The sequence below is a fragment of the Candidatus Accumulibacter sp. ACC007 genome (assembly GCF_907163205.1).
GTDB lineage: Bacteria > Pseudomonadota > Gammaproteobacteria > Burkholderiales > Rhodocyclaceae > Accumulibacter > Accumulibacter regalis.
On the sequence record NZ_CAJQUD010000001.1, the window covers coordinates 1271746 to 1290388 of the forward strand.

The window sequence follows — 18643 nt, forward strand, 5'->3', positions numbered from 1 at the left end:
CGGCACGCCCCGGCTGCAATTCGGCGCGCGCTTTCTTGCCGGCGATGGCTTCTGCGGGCCTTGCCCGCTCAGCGCGGTACGGAAAACGTCAGCGCTCCGCCGTCGCACATGCCGTCCGACAGGATCAGCAGCCTGTAGGCTTGTGGCGTCTCGTCCAGTACGGTCATGGCCTCGGGTTTCAGCTCCTTGTCTTCGCAGGCGTTCGCTTTTCCTGCCTTGAGCTCGCGCAGTTCCACGCCACCGAGATCGAGGGTGGCCAGCGCTTTGGGGGTGACCACTCCGCTGCTACTTTTTCCGTCCCACCAGGAAATCGCCCAGTTCACTCGCTGCTGCGTGACCGGGTCGTCGTCCGCTCCGGTCAGCAGCAGGATACCGCCCTGAACGGCCACCATGTCGCGTATGCCACGCCCTGCGCCGACCTTGATTCGGGTGACAGTGGCCCTGACGTCGCCACCCTGGAACAGGGCTTCGCTATCGACGGCAAGGATGACGGCCAGGCCCTTCCTGGCCGGGCCACGAAAGCCGAAATAGAGGCGTCCGTCGCTGACCGCCAGGCCTTCGATGTTGACCCCGTGCTGCCCGAGCAACTTCGGCGCCTCGGGGGGAGCAGCCGCGCCCAGGCATTTGCCTTCGCCGACATGCGCCTGGAGTTCGGGCTGCGCTTGCATGATCGACCACAGGCGTCCACTGTCGGCGTAATCCACCAGCACCCCGCTGGGGTCACCGCCCGGAGAGCGCAGCGCACGGCCGGTCGCCGGATCGCGGCGAAAGCGGATCACATGGCGGCTGTGCGGGTTGTTCCGGCAGTCGGAACGCTTCGCCGAGTGCGAGCCGGTGACGTAGAAGTAGCTGCCGTCGGTGGCCGCGCCTTCAGCGTCCAGTTCACCCTCGTCGGCGCGCAGCGCAACCCGCTCCGGCCCGACCACCAGGGTCCCGTCGCGCAGGGTGGCGTAACGCGCCTCGACCCCCTCGTCGAAGACCAACAGGCAGATGCGCTGTTGCACGGCACTGCGGCTGCAAGCGATGCCGCTCACCGAGCGACGGATCTTTGCGTCTTTCTTTTTGCCCAGCTTGAAGGAGAAGCCATCGCCGCTATCCCATGGCCCGCTGGTCGGCTGCACGCTGGGGATGGTGAGCGGTGTTTGCGCATACGTGCTGCCTGGCGCCCAAAGAAGGCTGGCACTGACGAGCGCCAGCGCGCTGCGGCGCCAGGACGGTAGAAGGCGGTATCCGGAACGCTTCATGGTCTCGGAGTGCTCGGGGAGGTCATTGATCTTCCTTGCACATACGGCGGATTTCATTTTCCTTGATGGCCAGATCGACCTGATGCAGGACGGCGTCGACATCGGCCAGTCGTTCGTCAGCAACGACGTACCCGGTCAAGGCAAGGTCCGGAGTCAGCAAGCCACTTTCGTAGTGCGCCCAGATCTCCTTGCCGAACTGGGTGTCCACCAGCGACGGCGCAAAACCGCTGAAGTAGGTTCGCAGATTGATCACGTCGCGGGCGAACATTTCGGCGGCGTTGCTGTTGCCCGCCGCATCGATGGCCTGGGGCACATCGATGATCACCGGTCCGTCCTCGCCGACGAGGATGTTGTATTCGGAAAGATCACCGTGGATGATTCCGGCGCACAGCATCCGTACCACCTGATTGATGAGCAGGGCGTGAAACTCCAGCGCCAGTTCCTCGCTGAGCTCGACATCGTTGAGGCGCGGTGCCGCATCACCGTTGGCGTCTACGATCAGATCCATCAGCAAGACACCCTCGTAGCACAGATGCGGCTGCGGGACCCGCACACCCGCCGCAGCCAGCCGATACAGGGCGTCGACCTCGGCACTCTGCCAGACCTCTTCCTGCATCTTGCGCCCAAAACGGCTGCCCTTCTCCATGGCGCGCGCCTGCCGGCTGTTTCTTACCTTGCGACCTTCCTGATATGAGGCGTTGTGGCGGAAGCTACGTTGACTGGCTTCCTTGTAGACTTTGGCGCAGCGAATGTCTTCGCCGCAGCGAACGACATAGACGGTGGCCTCCTTGCCGCTCATGAGCTGGCCGAGGACCTCGTCAACGAGGCCTTCTTCAACGAGCGTGGCGAGCCTTGCCGGGGTCTTCATGGGGTGTTCATTTCCTGGTGTTCCTACTGAGGGCGATGGGCAAATTGCGCGACCGAGGCACCGGACAAGACGATCATGGTCAGCGAGCCAGTCGAGCGCAGACCTCGAAAAGCCTGCGGCAACCACGCAGTGTAGCGTCTTCTGCCGCACACGAGAGCGCCGCGTGGTCGCGACGCAGCGTCGCCGGCCTATACTGAGCCGCGGACAAGAAATCATCGATTGCCATGCGCGGCCATCGCCAACAGAATGCGAATCGACACGCGCCTGTCTTTTCCGGATTAGCCCTAGCAAAACCAGCACTACCGCAACAGGATCTCCATGTCGATCAGTGTCCTCGATCTGTTCAAAATTGGCGTTGGCCCGTCGAGCTCCCACACCATCGGCCCGATGCAGGCAGCGCACGACTTCGTCCTTGATCTGGCAGCCAGAAAGCTGCTCGACGCGGTGCGCCGTGTCGAAGTCCGGCTGTACGGCTCGCTGGCAGCCACGGGGATCGGGCACGGCACCGATCGTGCGGTGATCGTCGGCCTGATGGGCCAGCGCGCCGACACCATCGATCCTGATTTCATCGCTCCCGCGGTCGCCGAAGTACAACGCAGCGCCAGTCTGCTGCTCGCCGCAAGGGTCGCCGTGCCTTTCGACTGGGGCCGCGACATGCGCTTGTTGCCGGTGAGCCTGCCCTACCACCCCAACGCCTTGCGGCTCGGCGCACAAGGCGACGATGGCGTGCTCTTCGAGAATACCTTCTACTCGGTCGGCGGCGGCTTCGTGATCGACGAAGCGCAGGCCAGGGCCGGCGCCACCGCCATCGCGGAAAAGCCATTGCGCCATGAGTTCAATAGCGCCGCCGAACTGCTGGCCATCTGTCGCCGGCATTCGCTGCGCGTCAGCGAGGTGATGCTCGAGAACGAACTTGCCTGGCGCGGCGACGACGAGACGCGGGCGGCGCTGCAACGTATCTGGGAAGCCATGCGTGCCTGTGTCGCCCGCGGCATCGCCCACCAGGGCGGCGTCCTGCCGGGCGGCCTCGAAGTGCGCCGCCGCGCGCCGGCGCTGCACGCAAAACTGCAGCAACGCGAAGTCGGACGCAATCTGATCAGCGACACCATGGCCGCGCTCGACTGGGTCAATCTCTATGCGCTGGCGGTCAACGAAGAGAACGCCGGCGGCGGCCGCGTGGTCACCGCGCCGACCAACGGTGCAGCCGGAATCATCCCCGCCGTGCTGCACTACTACATGGACTTCCAGTCCGGCAGCAGCGCCAGCGACGTCAGCGACTTCCTGCTGACTGCAGCGGCCATCGGCACCCTGTGCAAGAAGAACGCCTCGATCTCGGGTGCCGAAGTCGGTTGTCAGGGCGAGGTCGGCTCGGCCTGCGCGATGGCCGCAGCCGGGCTCACCGAAATCATGGGCGGCAGCCCGGAACAGGTCGAGAACGCCGCCGAAATCGGCCTCGAACACAACCTCGGCCTGACCTGCGACCCGGTCGCCGGTCTCGTGCAGGTGCCGTGCATCGAGCGCAACGCGATGGCTTCGATCAAGGCCATCAATGCCGCCCAACTGGCGCTGCGCGGCGACGGCGCGCATACCATTTCGCTCGATCACGCGATCCGCACCATGCGCGACACCGGCCGCGACATGCTCGACAAATACAAGGAAACCTCACGCGGCGGCCTGGCGGTCAGCTTCACCGAATGCTGAGCGCGCGTGCACCATGCGAGCTACTCGAGGCCCGAGCATACGAGAAGCTGCGTGCCTGCGCGACGCTCCTGACGATCTGGTAGTGGGGCAAGAGCGTTTGTGCGCGTCGCGCTCAACCCCTACCGACGCCAGCAGTCGCCCCCACATCAGTGACGATCCTCGCTCCCCGTCACCGGGGAGCGTGTCGTCGTCAGTCACTTGCAGCCGGGACCGACAACGACGTGCGTGTATAATCCCGCCCGATGGCAGCAGACGTCGCGCTGATACCCCGCTCCTCGCGTAGGACACAGGCCCACCCCCATGAAACCTCGCCCCGACAACGACTTCGGTCGTTACCTGCCGGCCACTTGCGGCGCCGGCGAGAAGCGCTGCGCGCCCTGAACGATTCATGAGCAGACGTCTGATCTGGGTCCTCTGGATCGCCCTGGCGGCGGTCTGGTTCGGCACGCTCGACCAGCGCGCGCTGGTCCGCCCGGACGAGGGGCGCTATGCGGAAATCCCGCGCGAAATGGCGGCCAGTGGCGATTGGGTGACGCCCCGCCTGAACGAGTTCAAGTACTTCGAGAAACCGGCGCTGCAATACTGGGCGACGGCCGCCGGCTACAAGGTTTTTGGTCAAAGCGAATGGACGGCGCGCCTGTGGCCGGCGCTGACCGGGTTCCTGAGCGTCCTGCTCGCCTGGTGGACCGGCCGCCGCTTGTGGGGGCCGGTGGCCGGCCACCTGGCGGCGGCGATCCTGGCCAGCTCGCTGCTCTTCGTCGTTCTCGGCCACCTGATCACGCTGGACATGGGCCTGTCGTTCTTTCTGCAGGTCGCGTGGACCGCTTTCCTTTTCGCGCAGAATGACGAGCGGAGTTCCAGCCGGCGCTGGATGCTGCTCGCCTGGGGGGCGCTGGCACTGGCGGTGCTCTCCAAGGGACTGGTCGCCCTGGTGCTGGTCGGCGCCGCGCTGGTCGGCTACACGCTGCTCAACCGCGACCTTTCGCCGTGGAGGCGACTGGCGCCACTGCGCGGGCTGGCGCTGTTCCTGCTCGTCGCCGCGCCATGGTTCGTCGCCGTGTCGCTGGCCAATCCCGAATTTCCGCAGTTCTTCTTCATCCACGAGCACTTCGAGCGCTTTCTGTCGACGGTGCACCGGCGTAACGAGCCGGGCTGGTATTTCCTTGCGGTGTATGCGCTCGGCGCGCTGCCATGGTCGCTGTTGCTGGTACACACGCTGCTCAAGTCGTGGAGCCAGGGGGTTGGGGGTCGCTTCAGTGCCGACCGTTTCCTGCTCGTGTGGATCATCGCGACCTTCGCCTTCTTCAGCGTCTCCAACTCGAAAATGGCGCCCTACATCCTGCCCATCTTCCCGGCCCTGGCACTGCTCGGCGGACGCCATATTGCCGGCCTGTCGCGCCGCGCCTGGCTGATTCATCTGGCGCTGCTCGCAGCGCTGGGGGTGGCCGCACTGGCGACGGCGCCACGGGTGCTGCGCCTGGCGGGCGACTCGTACTCGCTGGAAATGCTGCAGGGGGTCCTGGACTGGCTGACCGGTGCGGCGGCGGTATCACTGGCCAGCATCGTGGCGGCGATGTTTCTGGCCTGGGCGCAACGCAAGGGCGCGGCGGCGGCGATCCTGGCCATCGGCGGTCTCCTGAGCACCAGTGCCGGCTTGCTCGGGCACGACCATCTGTCGCCATACAGTTCCACCCGCGGCCTCGCCGCGCAGGCACAGCCTCGGCTTAAACCGGGCGTGCCCTTCTACAGCGTGGACTATTACGAGCAGACGCTGCCCTTCTACCTCAAGCGCACGCTGACCATGGTCGCCACGGAGAACGAACTGTCGTTCGGCATCGAGCAGGAGCCGCACAAGTGGATTCCAACGATCGACGAGTTCACGCTGCGCTGGCACCATGACCGCGAGGCGTTCGCGGTCATGACCATCGATGTTTTTGAGCGTCTGGCAACCGCGGGTCTGCCGATGACCGAGATCGCCCGCAACCGGCGCTACGTGATCGTCGAGAAGCCGGCCGCTCCTGTTGCGCTTCCTGTCACCGCGACCGTCACCGTGCCCACTGCCGCGCCGGCCGCCGCTCGTGCCACCGCTTCGGCCAGTGCTCCGGCTGCACATGACCCGGGAATGCGAGGCGACAGTCGCGTCGCAACGGGTGAAACACCGCCGGCAGAAAAGGCCGCGTCCCTCAAACACGCCAGCGATGGAGCCCCGCACTGAGATGACCCCTATCGCTTTTTCCCTGGTGCTCACCGGGGTGCTGCTCAACGCCGCGGCGCAGCTGCTGCTCAAGGCCGGTACCAACGCCGTTGGCCATTTCGATTTTTCAATGAGCAACCTCATCCCGATCGGCGTCAAGGTCGCCGGCCAGCCAGCGATCATCGCCGGCCTGGCCTGCTACGCGGTCAGTGTGGTGGTGTGGATCATGGCCCTGTCGCGGGTGCCGGTAAGCATTGCCTACCCGATGCTGTCGATCGGCTACGTGATCAACGCGCTGATCGCGCACTACTGGTTCGGCGAGATTCTGGTCATGCAAAAAGCGCTGGGCATCGGCTTCATTCTCGTCGGTGTGATCCTGGTCGCCAACTCGTGAGTACCCCCATGTCACCGCCCCTGCCCATGCTGCCCATCACCCGCCCGTCGATTGACGAGGAGACGATCGCCGCGGTCGGCGAGGTACTGCGCTCGGGCTGGATCACCAGCGGGCCGAAGGTGCAGGCTTTCGAAGCTGCACTATCGGACATCTGTGGCGGCCGACCGGTGCGCGCGTTCAACTCCGGTACGGCGACCCTGGAGGTGGCGTTGCGCCTGGCCGATGTTGGCCCCGGCGACGAGGTGATCACGACACCGCTGACCTGGGTGGCGACGGCCAACGTGATCCTCGAAGTAGGCGCCACGGCGGTGCTGGTGGACGTCGACCCGGTCACGCGCAACATCGATCTCGAACAGGCAGAGGCGGCGATCACGCCACGCACCAGGGCGCTGCTTCCGGTCGACCTGGCCGGGCTGCCGGTAGACCGCGACCGGCTCTACGCGATTGCTGCCCGACATCGCCTGCGCGTCGTCGAGGACGCTGCACAATCGTTTGGCGCGGCGTGGAACGGGCAGCCAATTGGCAGCATGGGCGACTTCGTCTCATTCAGCTTTCATGCCAACAAGAACCTGACCACCTGCGAGGGTGGCGCGCTGGTGCTACCGCACGACGTCGACCCCGGACTCTGTGAGCGCCGACGGCTGCAGGGCGTCAAGCGCGCTGCCGACGGCACGATGGACGTGGATGTCCTCGGCGGCAAGTTCAACCTGACCGACGTCGCCGCCGCACTAGGCCTTGGCCAGCTAAGACGGCTGCGCGAATTCACCGAACGGCGTCGCGCGCTCGCCCGACGCTATTTCGCGACGATCGAGCCGACGCTCGGCCTGACGCTGCCCGTGGCCGACTTCCACAACTGCAACTGGCACATGTTTCAGCCGCTGCTGCCGGCCGGAAGCGATCGCGGCGCCTTCATCGCGGCAATGAAGGAAGAGGGTATCGGCGTCGGCGTACATTACCCGCCGCTGCACCTGTTCAGCCTCTACCGGGGACTCGGTTTTCACGCCGGACAGTTCCCGCAGGCTGAAGATGTCGGTGCCCGAACCGTTACACTGCCGCTTTTCCCGGCGATGAGCGATGGCGACGTGGACCGCGTCTGCACCGCCCTGTGCCGTACATTGACGTAGTGGAGTGCCGAGCCAGCCATGATCCCCCCCGAAATCTCCGTCATCATTCCCGTCTACAACGAAGAGGACGGCCTGCCGACGCTGTTCGCCCGCCTCTACCCGGCACTGGACCAGCTCGACACGCCGTACGAGGTCGTATTCATCAACGACGGCAGCAGTGACCGTTCGGCAGCGCTGCTCCGCGAGCAGTACGAGCGCCGCCCGGACGTCACCCGCGCCATTCTCCTGGCCGCCAACGCCGGCCAGCACATGGCGATCATGGCCGGCTTCGAACACGCGCGCGGGCAGATCATCGTCACCCTCGACGCCGACCTGCAGAACCCGCCCGAGGAGATCGGCAAGGTCATCGACAAGATGCGCGAAGGCCACGACTACGTGGGCAGCATTCGCCGCAAGCGTCACGACAACCTGTTTCGCAGCAGCGCGTCGAAAGCGATGAACTACCTGCGCGAGAAAATTACCCGCATCCGCATCACTGACCAGGGCAACATGCTGCGCGCTTATTCGCGCACGGTGGTGAACGCCATCAACTCGTGCAAGGAAGTCAGCACCTTCATCCCGGCACTGGCCTACACCTTCGCCCGCAACCCGGCGGAGATCGTCGTCGAACACGAAGAGCGGGCGGCCGGTGCGTCGAAGTATTCGCTCTATAGCCTGATCCGCCTCAACTTCGACCTGATGACCGGATTCTCCCTGGTTCCGCTGCAGTGGTTCTCGATGCTCGGGATCGTCGTCTCGCTTGGCTCGGCGGCACTGTTTGTGCTGCTGATCGTTCGTCGCCTGGTCGTTGGCCCGGAGGCCGAGGGCTTGTTCACCCTCTTCGCGCTGATGTTCTTCTTGATCGGCCTGGCGCTCTTCGGTATCGGCCTGCTCGGCGAGTACGTCGGCCGCGTCTACCAGCAGGTACGTCACCGCCCACGCTACCTGATCGAAGCCATCCTCGAAGGCGACCAGTGAGCCAAGCCCCGCGGGCGGTGCGAGCGGTGGTCTTCGCCTACCACAATGTCGGTGCTCGCTGTCTGCGCGTGCTGCTGGCGCACGGCGTGGACGTCGCGCTGGTGGTGACGCATGCGGACAACCCTGCCGAGAACATCTGGTTCGAATCTGTGGCCGATGTGGCGCGCGATTACGACCTGCCCGTTGCCACTCCCGACGACGCCAACACGCCCGGGTTTGCTGCCCAGCTGCGCGCGCTGCAGCCTGATTTCTTCTTCTCGTTCTACTATCGGCTGATGCTCAAGCCTGCGCTGCTGGCGATCCCGACCCGCGGCGGCTACAACATGCACGGCTCACTCCTCCCCAGATACCGCGGCCGGGTGCCCGTGAACTGGGCGCTGATCAATGGCGAACGCGAAACCGGCGCTACCCTGCACCGTATGGTCGAGAAGCCCGATGCGGGCGAAATCGTCGCTCAACAGGCGGTACCCATCCTCCCCGACGATACCGCTGGTGAAGTCTTCGGCAAGGTGACCCTGGCCGCCGAACTTGCGCTCGACCGGGTACTGCCAGCGCTTCTCGCCGGCACTGCGGCACACGTGCAACCCGAGCTGAGCGCCGGCAGCTATTTCGGCGGCCGCAAGCCCGACGATGGCCGCATCGACTGGAAGCAGCCGGCGGCAGTGGTGCACAACCTGATCCGCGCCGTCGCGCCGCCCTACCCCGGAGCCTTTTTCAACATCGGCGAACGGCGTATCGTCGTCACCCGCAGCCTGACGCGGCCTGCTTCGCGCGGCCCGAGCGGGCGACCCGAGCTGCATACCGACGGCGATCATCTGCTGGCCCGTTGCGCCGACGGTGGCGTGCTCAGGATTCTTTCACTTGAACTGGACGGCGAGTCCCTAGCGCCCGCCGCCCTGCCCGCCCGCCTGGGCCAAAACCCTATCCCCCTCTGACTACCATGAAAAAAATCCTCATCCTCGGCGTCAACGGCTTCATCGGCCACCACCTCTCGCAACGCATCCTGGCCAGCACCGACTGGGAGGTTTACGGGATGGATATCAACAGCGAGCGGGTCGCCGACCTGCTGCACGATGACCGCTTCCATTTCTTCGAAGGCGACATCCTGATCAGCAAGGAATGGATCGAGTATCACGTGCGCAAGTGCGACGTCGTCCTGCCGCTGGTCGCCATCGCCACCCCGGCGACCTACGTCACCGAGCCACTGCGCGTCTTCGAGCTGGACTTCGAAGCCAATCTGCCGATCATCCGGCACGCCGTCAAATACAAGAAACGGGTCGTTTTCCCATCGACCTCCGAGGTCTACGGCATGAGCCAGGATCCGGAGTTCGACCCCGAGAGCTCGCCGCTGATCTACGGCCCGATCAACAAGCCGCGCTGGATCTATGCCTGCGCCAAGCAGATGATGGACCGCGTGATCCACGCCTATGGCCAGCAGGAAGGGCTGCAATTCACCTTGTTTCGGCCCTTCAACTGGATCGGCCCAGGCCTCGACTCGATCCACACGCCCAAGGAAGGTTCGTCGCGGGTGATCACGCAGTTCCTCGGCCACATCGTGCGCGGCGAACCGATCAAACTGGTCGACGGCGGCGCGCAAAAGCGTTCGTTCACCTACATCAGCGACGGCATCGATGCCCTGATGAAGATCATCGACAACAAGGACGGCGTTGCCGACAGCAAGATTTACAACATCGGCAATCCGAAAAACAACTACTCGATCCGCGAGCTGGCCACCTTGATGCTCGACCTGGCCAAACGATACCCCGAATACGCCGACTCTGCCGCCAAGGTGAAGGTCCTCGAAACAACCTCGGCCGAGTATTACGGCAAGGGCTACCAGGACACCCAGCACCGTGTACCAAAGATCACCAACACCATGGCCGACCTGGACTGGGCGCCGCAAGTGACCTTCGAGGACGCCCTGCGCGGCATCTTCGAGGCCTACCGCAGCGACGTCGCCGGCGCGCGCCGGCTGATGGACTGAAGGGCCTTAGGCCGATCATCCATGCGCACACTCGTCCTCAAGATCGACGTCGACACCTACCGCGGTACGCTGATCGGTGTGCCGCGTCTGGTCGAACTCCTGCTCCGCCACCGCGCCGATGCAAGCTTCCTGTTCTCGCTCGGCCCCGACCACACTGGCCGGGCAATCAAGCGCGTCTTCCGCCGTGGCTTCATGCAAAAGGTGTCGCGAACCTCGGTGCTCGCGCACTACGGCTTCAAGACCCTGATGTACGGAACGCTACTACCGGGCCCGGATATCGGCCGCTGCTGCGCCGGCATCCTGCGCAGCGTCGGCGAAGCCGGCTTCGAGACGGGCATCCACTGCTGGGACCATATCCGCTGGCAGGATGGCATCCGCCACGCCGACGCGCGCTGGACCGAGCGCGAGCTGCAGCTCGCCACAAAGCGTTACGCGGAGATCTTTGGCGAAGCCGCCCGGGTACACGGCGCTGCCGGCTGGCAGATGAATCCACACGCCCTGCGCCTGATGCAGCGCCTGGGCTTCAGCCACAGCTCCGACTGCCGCGGCAGGCACCCCTTCATGCCCGTGTGGAATGCCGAAATCGTCAATTGCCCCCAACTGCCGACGACTCTGCCGACGCTCGACGAACTGATCGGTGTCGACGGCGTTGACGATGGCAACGTCCACGAACATCTGCTCGCGCTAACGCGCGATGCCCCAGTCAACGGCCATGTCTTTACCCTGCACGCCGAACTGGAAGGAATGAAACTACTTCCAGTCCTCGAGAAACTGCTCCTTGGCTGGCGCGAACAGGGCTACACGCTAACTACCCTGCGCAAGCTCGGCGCCGGCCTCGACCCGTATTACTTGCCTCGCCACGAAATCCTCTGGGGCCGCGTGCCAGGTCGTTCCGGCGAGCTTCTTGTCCAGGGCGCCGAGTTTCTGAAAGAGCGCGCGGCCTGACGAACGATCGCCTCGTCATAGGTTCGTAAAGTCATGCAGTCGCCGTCGACCGGCCGCCGTCTCTATTGCCATCCGGAGCTCTTGCCGAGCGTTAACGGACAAAGCCCCCGACGAGTATTTGTCGGGGGCTTTGTGGAGGGGGAGCCTGGCGGTGACCTACTTTCACACATGAAGTATGCACTATCATCGGCGTACCTTCGTTTCACGGTCCTGTTCGGGATGGGAAGGGGTGGGTCCAAAGGGCTATTGCCGCCAAGCATAACGGTTTCGCACGCCGCGGTAGGCGGGGTGCGCAAAAGGGGAAGAAGGTAATGTGGGGCGTTGTGATTGCGCTTTGTTTCTGAGTTGCTGCTTAAGGTTATAGGATCAAGCCTCACGGGCAATTAGTACTGGTTAGCTTAACGCATTGCTGCGCTTCCACACCCAGCCTATCAACGTGGTGGTCTACCACGACCCTTCAGGGGGATCAAGTCCCCAGGGAAATCTTATCTTAAGGCGAGTTTCACGCTTAGATGCTTTCAGCGTTTATCTCTTCCGAACTTAGCTACCCGGCAATACGACTGGCGTCATAACCGGTACACCAGAGGTTCGTCCACTCCGGTCCTCTCGTACTAGGAGCAGCCCCCTTCAAATTTCCAGCGCCCACGGCAGATAGGGACCAAACTGTCTCACGACGTTTTAAACCCAGCTCACGTACCACTTTAAATGGCGAACAGCCATACCCTTGGGACCGACTACAGCCCCAGGATGTGATGAGCCGACATCGAGGTGCCAAACACCGCCGTCGATATGAACTCTTGGGCGGTATTAGCCTGTTATCCCCAGAGTACCTTTTATCCGTTGAGCGATGGCCCTTCCATACAGAACCACCGGATCACTATGACCTACTTTCGTACCTGCTCGACGTGTGAGTCTCGCAGTCAAGCACGCTTATGCCATTGCACTATCAGCACGATGTCCGACCGTACCTAGCGTACCTTCGTACTCCTCCGTTACACTTTAGGAGGAGACCGCCCCAGTCAAACTGCCTACCATGCACGGTCCCAGACCCGGATTCACGGGCCATGGTTAGAACCTCAAACAAACCAGGGTGGTATTTCAAGGTTGGCTCCACCAGAACTAGCGTCCCAGTTTCACAGCCTCCCACCTATCCTACACAGATTGGTTCAAAGTCCAATGCAAAGCTACAGTAAAGGTTCATGGGGTCTTTCCGTCTAACCGCGGGGAGATTGCATCTTCACAATCATTTCAACTTCGCTGAGTCTCAGGAGGAGACAGTGTGGCCATCGTTACGCCATTCGTGCAGGTCGGAACTTACCCGACAAGGAATTTCGCTACCTTAGGACCGTTATAGTTACGGCCGCCGTTTACCGGGGCTTCGATCAAGAGCTTGCACCCCATCACTTAACCTTCCGGCACCGGGCAGGCGTCACACCCTATACGTCCACTTTCGTGTTTGCAGAGTGCTGTGTTTTTATTAAACAGTCGCAGCCACCATTTCACTGCAACCCTTTCAGCCTACACCCGCGAGGGGCTTCAACCTATCAGGGCGCACCTTATCCCGAAGTTACGGTGCAAATTTGCCGAGTTCCTTCTCCTGAGTTCTCTCAAGCGCCTTAGAATTCTCATCCTGCCCACCTGTGTCGGTTTGCGGTACGGTCTCTCTGTAACTGAAGCTTAGAGGCTTTTCTTGGAAGCATGGTATCAATCACTTCGCGGTCAAAGACCACTCGTTATCACGCCTCAGAATTGATCTTCCGGATTTGCCTAAAAGACCTTCCTACACGCTTGAACCGGGACGTCCAACACCCGGCTGACCTAACCTTCTCCGTCCCCCCATCGCATTACAAAGAGGTACAGGAATATTGACCTGTTTCCCATCGACTACGCTTTTCAGCCTCGCCTTAGGGGCCGACTCACCCTGCGCCGATGAACGTTGCGCAGGAAACCTTGGGCTTTCGGCGAGGGAGCTTTTCACTCCCTTTATCGCTACTCATGTCAGCATTCGCACTTCTGATACCTCCAGCATCCTTCTCAAGACACCTTCAACGGCTTACAGAACGCTCTCCTACCATATCCTTACGGATATCCGCGATTTCGGTGCATAGTTTGAGCCCCGTTATATCTTCCGCGCAGGACGACTCGACCAGTGAGCTATTACGCTTTCTTTAAAGGATGGCTGCTTCTAAGCCAACCTCCTGGCTGTCTAAGCCTTCCCACCTCGTTTCCCACTTAACTATGTCTTTGGGACCTTAATCGGCGGTCTGGGTTGTTTCCCTCTTGACACCGGACGTTAGCACCCGATGTCTGTCTCCCAAGCTCGCACTCAACGGTATTCTGAGTTTGCAATGGTTTGGTAAGTCGCGATGACCCCCTAGCCATAACAGTGCTTTACCCCCGTCGGTGATACTTGAGGCACTACCTAAATAGTTTTCGGAGAGAACCAGCTATTTCCAAGTTTGTTTAGCCTTTCACCCCTATCCACAGCTCATCCCCTAATTTTTCAACATTAGTGGGTTCGGACCTCCAGTGCGTGTTACCGCACCTTCATCCTGGCCATGGATAGATCACTTGGTTTCGGGTCTACGCCCAGCAACTAATCGCCCTTATCAGACTCGGTTTCCCTACGCCTCCCCTATTCGGTTAAGCTCGCTACTGAACGTAAGTCGCTGACCCATTATACAAAAGGTACGCAGTCACCCCACGAAGGGGCTCCCACTGTTTGTATGCATGCGGTTTCAGGATCTATTTCACTCCCCTCCCGGGGTTCTTTTCGCCTTTCCCTCACGGTACTGGTACGCTATCGGTCGATTACGAGTATTTAGCCTTGGAGGATGGTCCCCCCATGTTCAGACAGGATTTCTCGTGCCCCGCCCTACTTGTCGCAAGCTTAGTACCACAACCAAGTTTTCGCGTACGGGGCTTTCACCCACTATGGCGCCACTTTCCAGAGGCTTCCGCTAACTCAATTGCTATCACTTGCAGGCTGTTCCCAGTTCGCTCGCCACTACTTTGGGAATCTCGGTTGATTTCTTTTCCTCCGGCTACTTAGATGTTTCAGTTCGCCGGGTTCGCTTCCTCACGCCTATATATTCAGCGTGGGATACTCCTTGCGGAGTGGGTTTCCCCATTCGGATATCTCTGGATCAAAGCTTCATTGCCAGCTCCCCAGAGCTTTTCGCAGGCTTGTACGTCCTTCATCGCCTGTAATCGCCAAGGCATCCACCACATGCACTTATTCGCTTGATCCTATAACCTTAAGCTCTCTTGCGAGACCTCCAGACTACAGGCAACTCCTTTGTGCTCTCCCTGAATCAACAGGGAGATCGATGCAATCACAACCGTATCACCGGCCTCTCCACGCATCAAACCGACTGCGTTTAACCGGTGATACTACCTTCTTCCATTTTGTTAAAGAGCACGAGCCCCGTAAGGGGTCAGGCCTGAAGAGTCCACAAACTCTTCAGGCCTGACATCTCACAAGTTGCGGGTGGTGGAGGATGACGGGATCGAACCGACGACCCCCTGCTTGCAAAGCAGGTGCTCTCCCAGCTGAGCTAATCCCCCGGGTACCGGGTGACAACACCTCCAGCATGCCGCCAGATGGGCCTCAATCACTTTCCGCCGCCTTCCGCCGATACGCTGGTGGGTCTGGTTGGAATCGAACCAACGACCCTCGCCTTATCAAGACGATGCTCTAACCGACTGAGCTACAGACCCATCCGCTTGTGCCGCTTGTGACAACCGATAGGTTGTGAGCTCTCGATCCAGTTTTTCTCTAGAAAGGAGGTGATCCAGCCGCAGGTTCCCCTACGGCTACCTTGTTACGACTTCACCCCAGTCACGAACCCTGCCGTGGTAATCGCCCTCCTTGCGGTTAGGCTAACTACTTCTGGCAGAACCCGCTCCCATGGTGTGACGGGCGGTGTGTACAAGACCCGGGAACGTATTCACCGCGGCATGCTGATCCGCGATTACTAGCGATTCCGACTTCACGCAGTCGAGTTGCAGACTGCGATCCGGACTACGATCGGCTTTCTGAGATTGGCTCCCCCTCGCGGGTTGGCAACCCTCTGGACCGACCATTGTATGACGTGTGAAGCCCTACCCATAAGGGCCATGAGGACTTGACGTCATCCCCACCTTCCTCCGGTTTGTCACCGGCAGTCTCATTAAAGTGCCCAACTTAATGATGGCAATTAATGACAAGGGTTGCGCTCGTTGCGGGACTTAACCCAACATCTCACGACACGAGCTGACGACAGCCATGCAGCACCTGTGTTCAGGTTCTCTTGCGAGCACTCCCAAATCTCTCCAGGATTCCTGACATGTCAAGGGTAGGTAAGGTTTTTCGCGTTGCATCGAATTAATCCACATCATCCACCGCTTGTGCGGGTCCCCGTCAATTCCTTTGAGTTTTAGCCTTGCGGCCGTACTCCCCAGGCGGTCAACTTCACGCGTTAGCTACGGCACTAAAAGGTTTAACCCTCCCAACACCTAGTTGACATCGTTTAGGGCGTGGACTACCAGGGTATCTAATCCTGTTTGCTCCCCACGCTTTCGTGCATGAGCGTCAGTATTGGCCCAGGGGGCTGCCTTCGCCATCGGTGTTCCTCCACATCTCTACGCATTTCACTGCTACACGTGGAATTCCACCCCCCTCTGCCAAACTCCAGTCTTGCAGTCTCAAATGCAGTTCCCAGGTTGAGCCCGGGGATTTCACATCTGACTTACAAAACCGCCTGCGCACGCTTTACGCCCAGTAATTCCGATTAACGCTCGCACCCTACGTATTACCGCGGCTGCTGGCACGTAGTTAGCCGGTGCTTCTTATTCGGGTACCGTCATCTACTCAGGGTATTAACCCAAGCAATTTCTTCCCCGCCGAAAGAGCTTTACAACCCGAAGGCCTTCTTCACTCACGCGGCATGGCTGGATCAGGCTTTCGCCCATTGTCCAAAATTCCCCACTGCTGCCTCCCGTAGGAGTCTGGGCCGTGTCTCAGTCCCAGTGTGGCGGATCATCCTCTCAGACCCGCTACGGATCGTCGCCTTGGTAGGCCATTACCCCACCAACTAGCTAATCCGACATCGGCCGCTCCCAAAGCGCAAGGTCTTGCGATCCCCTGCTTTCCTGCTCACAGAATATGCGGTATTAGCGTAGCTTTCGCTGCGTTATCCCCCACTTCAGGGCACGTTCCGATGCATTACTCACCCGTCCGCCACTCGCCACCAGGGTTGCCCCCGTGCTGCCGTTCGACTTGCATGTGTAAGGCATGCCGCCAGCGTTTAATCTGAGCCAGGATCAAACTCTTCAGTTCAAATCCTAAAACCCTCGCTCGACGTTCTTCCTGCCAGCCCAAGTCTCCCCAGACCAGCAGTCTTACTTCCGTGCGAGTTACTCCATCTTTTTTGACAATCCGCCTAAACAGACCGTCCCAGATCAAGAACCCACACCTATCGGTTGTCTCATTTTTAAAGAGCTGGTTGCGGGGACAGGATTTGAACCTGTGACCTTCGGGTTATGAGCCCGACGAGCTGCCAGACTGCTCCACCCCGCGACACTGGTGGTGAAAAATTTTCACCCCGACTTCGCCGCACCGTTGCTGCCTGGAGCAGAGCAATGAAACCGCCCTGCTGGCCTGCGTGCTGCGAAGAGGAAGCATTGTAGCCAGCTCGGAGCACCAGGTCAACCGTCATCCTGCTTTTTTGCACATTCGACGTTTGGAAGCCCCGCCAACCGGACAGCTGAGTACCCGCGGAAGCCAGGCAGCAGCAGGTCGCGGAGTTTTGGCGTGTGCCTATTTCACCCTCATCGCCGCACACCGCGCCACCCGGCTTCGCCTGAGAATACAGGCAAGGCTGCGCCGCCGGCCGCAGGCTCCCCACTTCCATCGCATCACGACGCACCCGCCGGTGCGCGTCACAGAACGTAGAACAGAATTGCGAAGTAGTGCGCCGCGCTACCGGCCATTACAAACAGATGCCAGATCCCGTGCGCATGCGCCAGGCGAGTGTCCAGCGCATAGAAGATGATACCAACGGTGTAGAAGACACCACCGGTAGCGACCCAGATGAAGCCGGCTGCGCCCAGTGCCTTGAGCAGCGGCACCAGGGCGACCAGCACCGCCCACCCCATCACGATGTAGATGACCAGCGAGACGATGCGGGCGTCGTTTCTCGGCCGGATCTCCTGCAAGCCACCAAGAACCGCGAGCCCCCACACGGTGCCGAGCAAGGACCAGCCCCACGCGCCACGCAAAGTGACCAGGCAGAACGGCGTGTAACTGCCGGCGATGAGCAAATAAATACCCTGATGATCCAGTTTGCGCAGGATGTCCTTGGCCCGTCCGCGGAAGCTATGGTACATAGCCGAGAAGCTGTAGAGCAGCACCAGGGTCACGCCGTAGATGGACACGCTGACCAGTTTCCACGCGTCGCCGTCAAGCGCTGCGAGAACGACCAGCACCACCGCACCGACCAGAGCAAGGACAGCGCCAACAACGTGAGTCCAGGCGTTTAGTTTCTCGCCATAGTACATATGATCCGCCTTGACTCGCTGGGGTGCCGCACTCGAAAGCCAGGAACCGTCGGGCGCGCAGCTGATTGAGAAGCAGGAGCCGCATTGTCGCGGAATCGATCGTCGCCGGTCAATCGCCGGCAAGGGCCAGCTGCAATGGTCGCGACCGTAGGGGTCGCGAACGCCTGCTTTCGCCCTTCTGGCGAACAAAGGAAGGTACTAGCCCTTGAAATTCGTCCGACCCGGCCCTATTATTAGCACTCGCTAGCGTTGAGTGCTAACACCCTGCCGTCGATTCATGGAAGCGTATCGGCAGGGTCCGCTGGTTATGTTCCCCCTATATGCTTAACCGAAGGAGAAATTGCATGAAAATTCGTCCGTTGCATGATCGCGTGATCGTCAAGCGCCTTGAAGAGGAGCGCAAGACCGCTTCAGGTATCGTAATCCCGGATGCGGCCACCGAAAAGCCGGATCAGGGCGAGATCCGCGCCGTTGGCAATGGCAAGCTGCTTGAGGATGGCTCCGTGCGTGCCCTCGCAGTCAAGGTGGGTGACCGGGTCCTGTTCGGCAAGTATGCTGGCCAGACTGTCAAGGTCGATGGCGAAGAACTGCTGGTCATGCGCGAAGAAGACATCATGGGCGTCGTTGAGGCCTAAAGCCTCCGGCAAGGCAACTCGGCACCCCTCCGCGAATGCCATTCGGCATTCCGGTTC

Annotated in this window: 12 protein-coding genes, 3 tRNA genes and 3 rRNA genes; 9 read left to right on the plus strand and 9 right to left on the minus strand. The window is 61.1% G+C overall.

The window, feature by feature from the left end; genetic code table 11:
• Positions 1–68: 68 nt before the first annotated feature.
• Positions 69–1244, minus strand: a complete 1176-nt coding sequence (locus QZ634_RS05470; protein WP_291986252.1) for a DUF3616 domain-containing protein — start codon at positions 1242–1244, stop codon at positions 69–71.
• 22 nt (positions 1245–1266) lie between these two features.
• Positions 1267–2112 carry a PA4780 family RIO1-like protein kinase gene (locus QZ634_RS05475; protein ID WP_291986255.1) on the minus strand — a complete coding sequence of 282 codons (846 nt, stop codon included), beginning with the start codon at positions 2110–2112 and terminating at the stop codon, positions 1267–1269.
• A gap of 318 nt (positions 2113–2430) precedes the next feature.
• On the opposite strand from QZ634_RS05475, the gene QZ634_RS05480 reads away from it, so the two are divergent.
• The 8 genes from QZ634_RS05480 (at position 2431) to QZ634_RS05515 (ending at position 11411) form a co-directional block, all read left to right on the plus strand.
• Positions 2431–3813: an L-serine ammonia-lyase gene (locus QZ634_RS05480; protein WP_291986257.1), complete on the plus strand. Its 1383-nt coding sequence runs from the start codon at positions 2431–2433 to the stop codon at positions 3811–3813.
• 388 nt (positions 3814–4201) lie between these two features.
• Positions 4202–6028, plus strand: coding sequence for a glycosyltransferase family 39 protein (locus QZ634_RS05485; RefSeq protein WP_291986259.1), 1827 nt, complete (start codon positions 4202–4204; stop codon positions 6026–6028).
• A gap of 1 nt (position 6029) precedes the next feature.
• Positions 6030–6401, plus strand: a complete 372-nt coding sequence (locus QZ634_RS05490) for a 4-amino-4-deoxy-L-arabinose transferase (RefSeq protein WP_291986261.1) — start codon at positions 6030–6032, stop codon at positions 6399–6401.
• Between the two features lie 8 nt (positions 6402–6409).
• Positions 6410–7525, plus strand: a complete 1116-nt coding sequence (locus tag QZ634_RS05495) for a DegT/DnrJ/EryC1/StrS aminotransferase family protein (RefSeq protein ID WP_291986263.1) — start codon at positions 6410–6412, stop codon at positions 7523–7525.
• 18 nt (positions 7526–7543) lie between these two features.
• Positions 7544–8482, plus strand: coding sequence for a glycosyltransferase (locus QZ634_RS05500; RefSeq protein ID WP_291986265.1), 939 nt, complete (start codon positions 7544–7546; stop codon positions 8480–8482).
• Positions 8479–9417, plus strand: a complete 939-nt coding sequence (locus tag QZ634_RS05505; protein ID WP_291986267.1) for a formyltransferase — start codon at positions 8479–8481, stop codon at positions 9415–9417. The genes QZ634_RS05500 and QZ634_RS05505 overlap by 4 nt, the downstream gene beginning before the upstream one ends.
• A 5-nt stretch (positions 9418–9422) precedes the next feature.
• Positions 9423–10466: a bifunctional UDP-4-keto-pentose/UDP-xylose synthase gene (locus QZ634_RS05510; protein WP_291986269.1), complete on the plus strand. Its 1044-nt coding sequence runs from the start codon at positions 9423–9425 to the stop codon at positions 10464–10466.
• Between the two features lie 21 nt (positions 10467–10487).
• On the plus strand, positions 10488–11411 hold the full coding sequence (locus tag QZ634_RS05515) for a 4-deoxy-4-formamido-L-arabinose-phosphoundecaprenol deformylase (protein ID WP_291986271.1): 924 nt from the start codon (positions 10488–10490) through the stop codon (positions 11409–11411).
• A 143-nt stretch (positions 11412–11554) separates the two neighbouring features.
• Here the strand turns inward: QZ634_RS05515 and rrf are convergent.
• From rrf to QZ634_RS05550, 7 genes are all read right to left on the minus strand, one after another.
• A 5S ribosomal RNA gene (gene rrf / locus QZ634_RS05520) occupies positions 11555–11668 on the minus strand.
• 105 nt (positions 11669–11773) lie between these two features.
• Positions 11774–14660 (minus strand): 23S ribosomal RNA (locus QZ634_RS05525).
• Between the two features lie 242 nt (positions 14661–14902).
• A tRNA-Ala gene (locus QZ634_RS05530) sits at positions 14903–14978 on the minus strand.
• Between the two features lie 76 nt (positions 14979–15054).
• Positions 15055–15131 (minus strand) — tRNA-Ile (locus QZ634_RS05535).
• Between the two features lie 62 nt (positions 15132–15193).
• Positions 15194–16731, minus strand: a 16S ribosomal RNA gene (locus QZ634_RS05540).
• The 16S, 23S and 5S rRNA genes sit together here with 3 tRNA genes alongside, the layout of an rRNA operon.
• A 163-nt stretch (positions 16732–16894) precedes the next feature.
• Positions 16895–16971 (minus strand) — tRNA-Met (locus tag QZ634_RS05545).
• Between the two features lie 362 nt (positions 16972–17333).
• A complete protein-coding gene (locus QZ634_RS05550; RefSeq protein WP_291986273.1) occupies positions 17334–17951 on the minus strand; it encodes a hemolysin III family protein in 618 nt (205 codons plus the stop codon).
• Positions 17952–18295: 344 nt separating this feature from the next.
• On the opposite strand from QZ634_RS05550, the gene groES reads away from it, so the two are divergent.
• Positions 18296–18586, plus strand: a complete 291-nt coding sequence (gene groES / locus QZ634_RS05555) for a co-chaperone GroES (protein WP_043567784.1) — start codon at positions 18296–18298, stop codon at positions 18584–18586.
• The last annotated feature ends 57 nt before the right edge of the window (positions 18587–18643 follow it).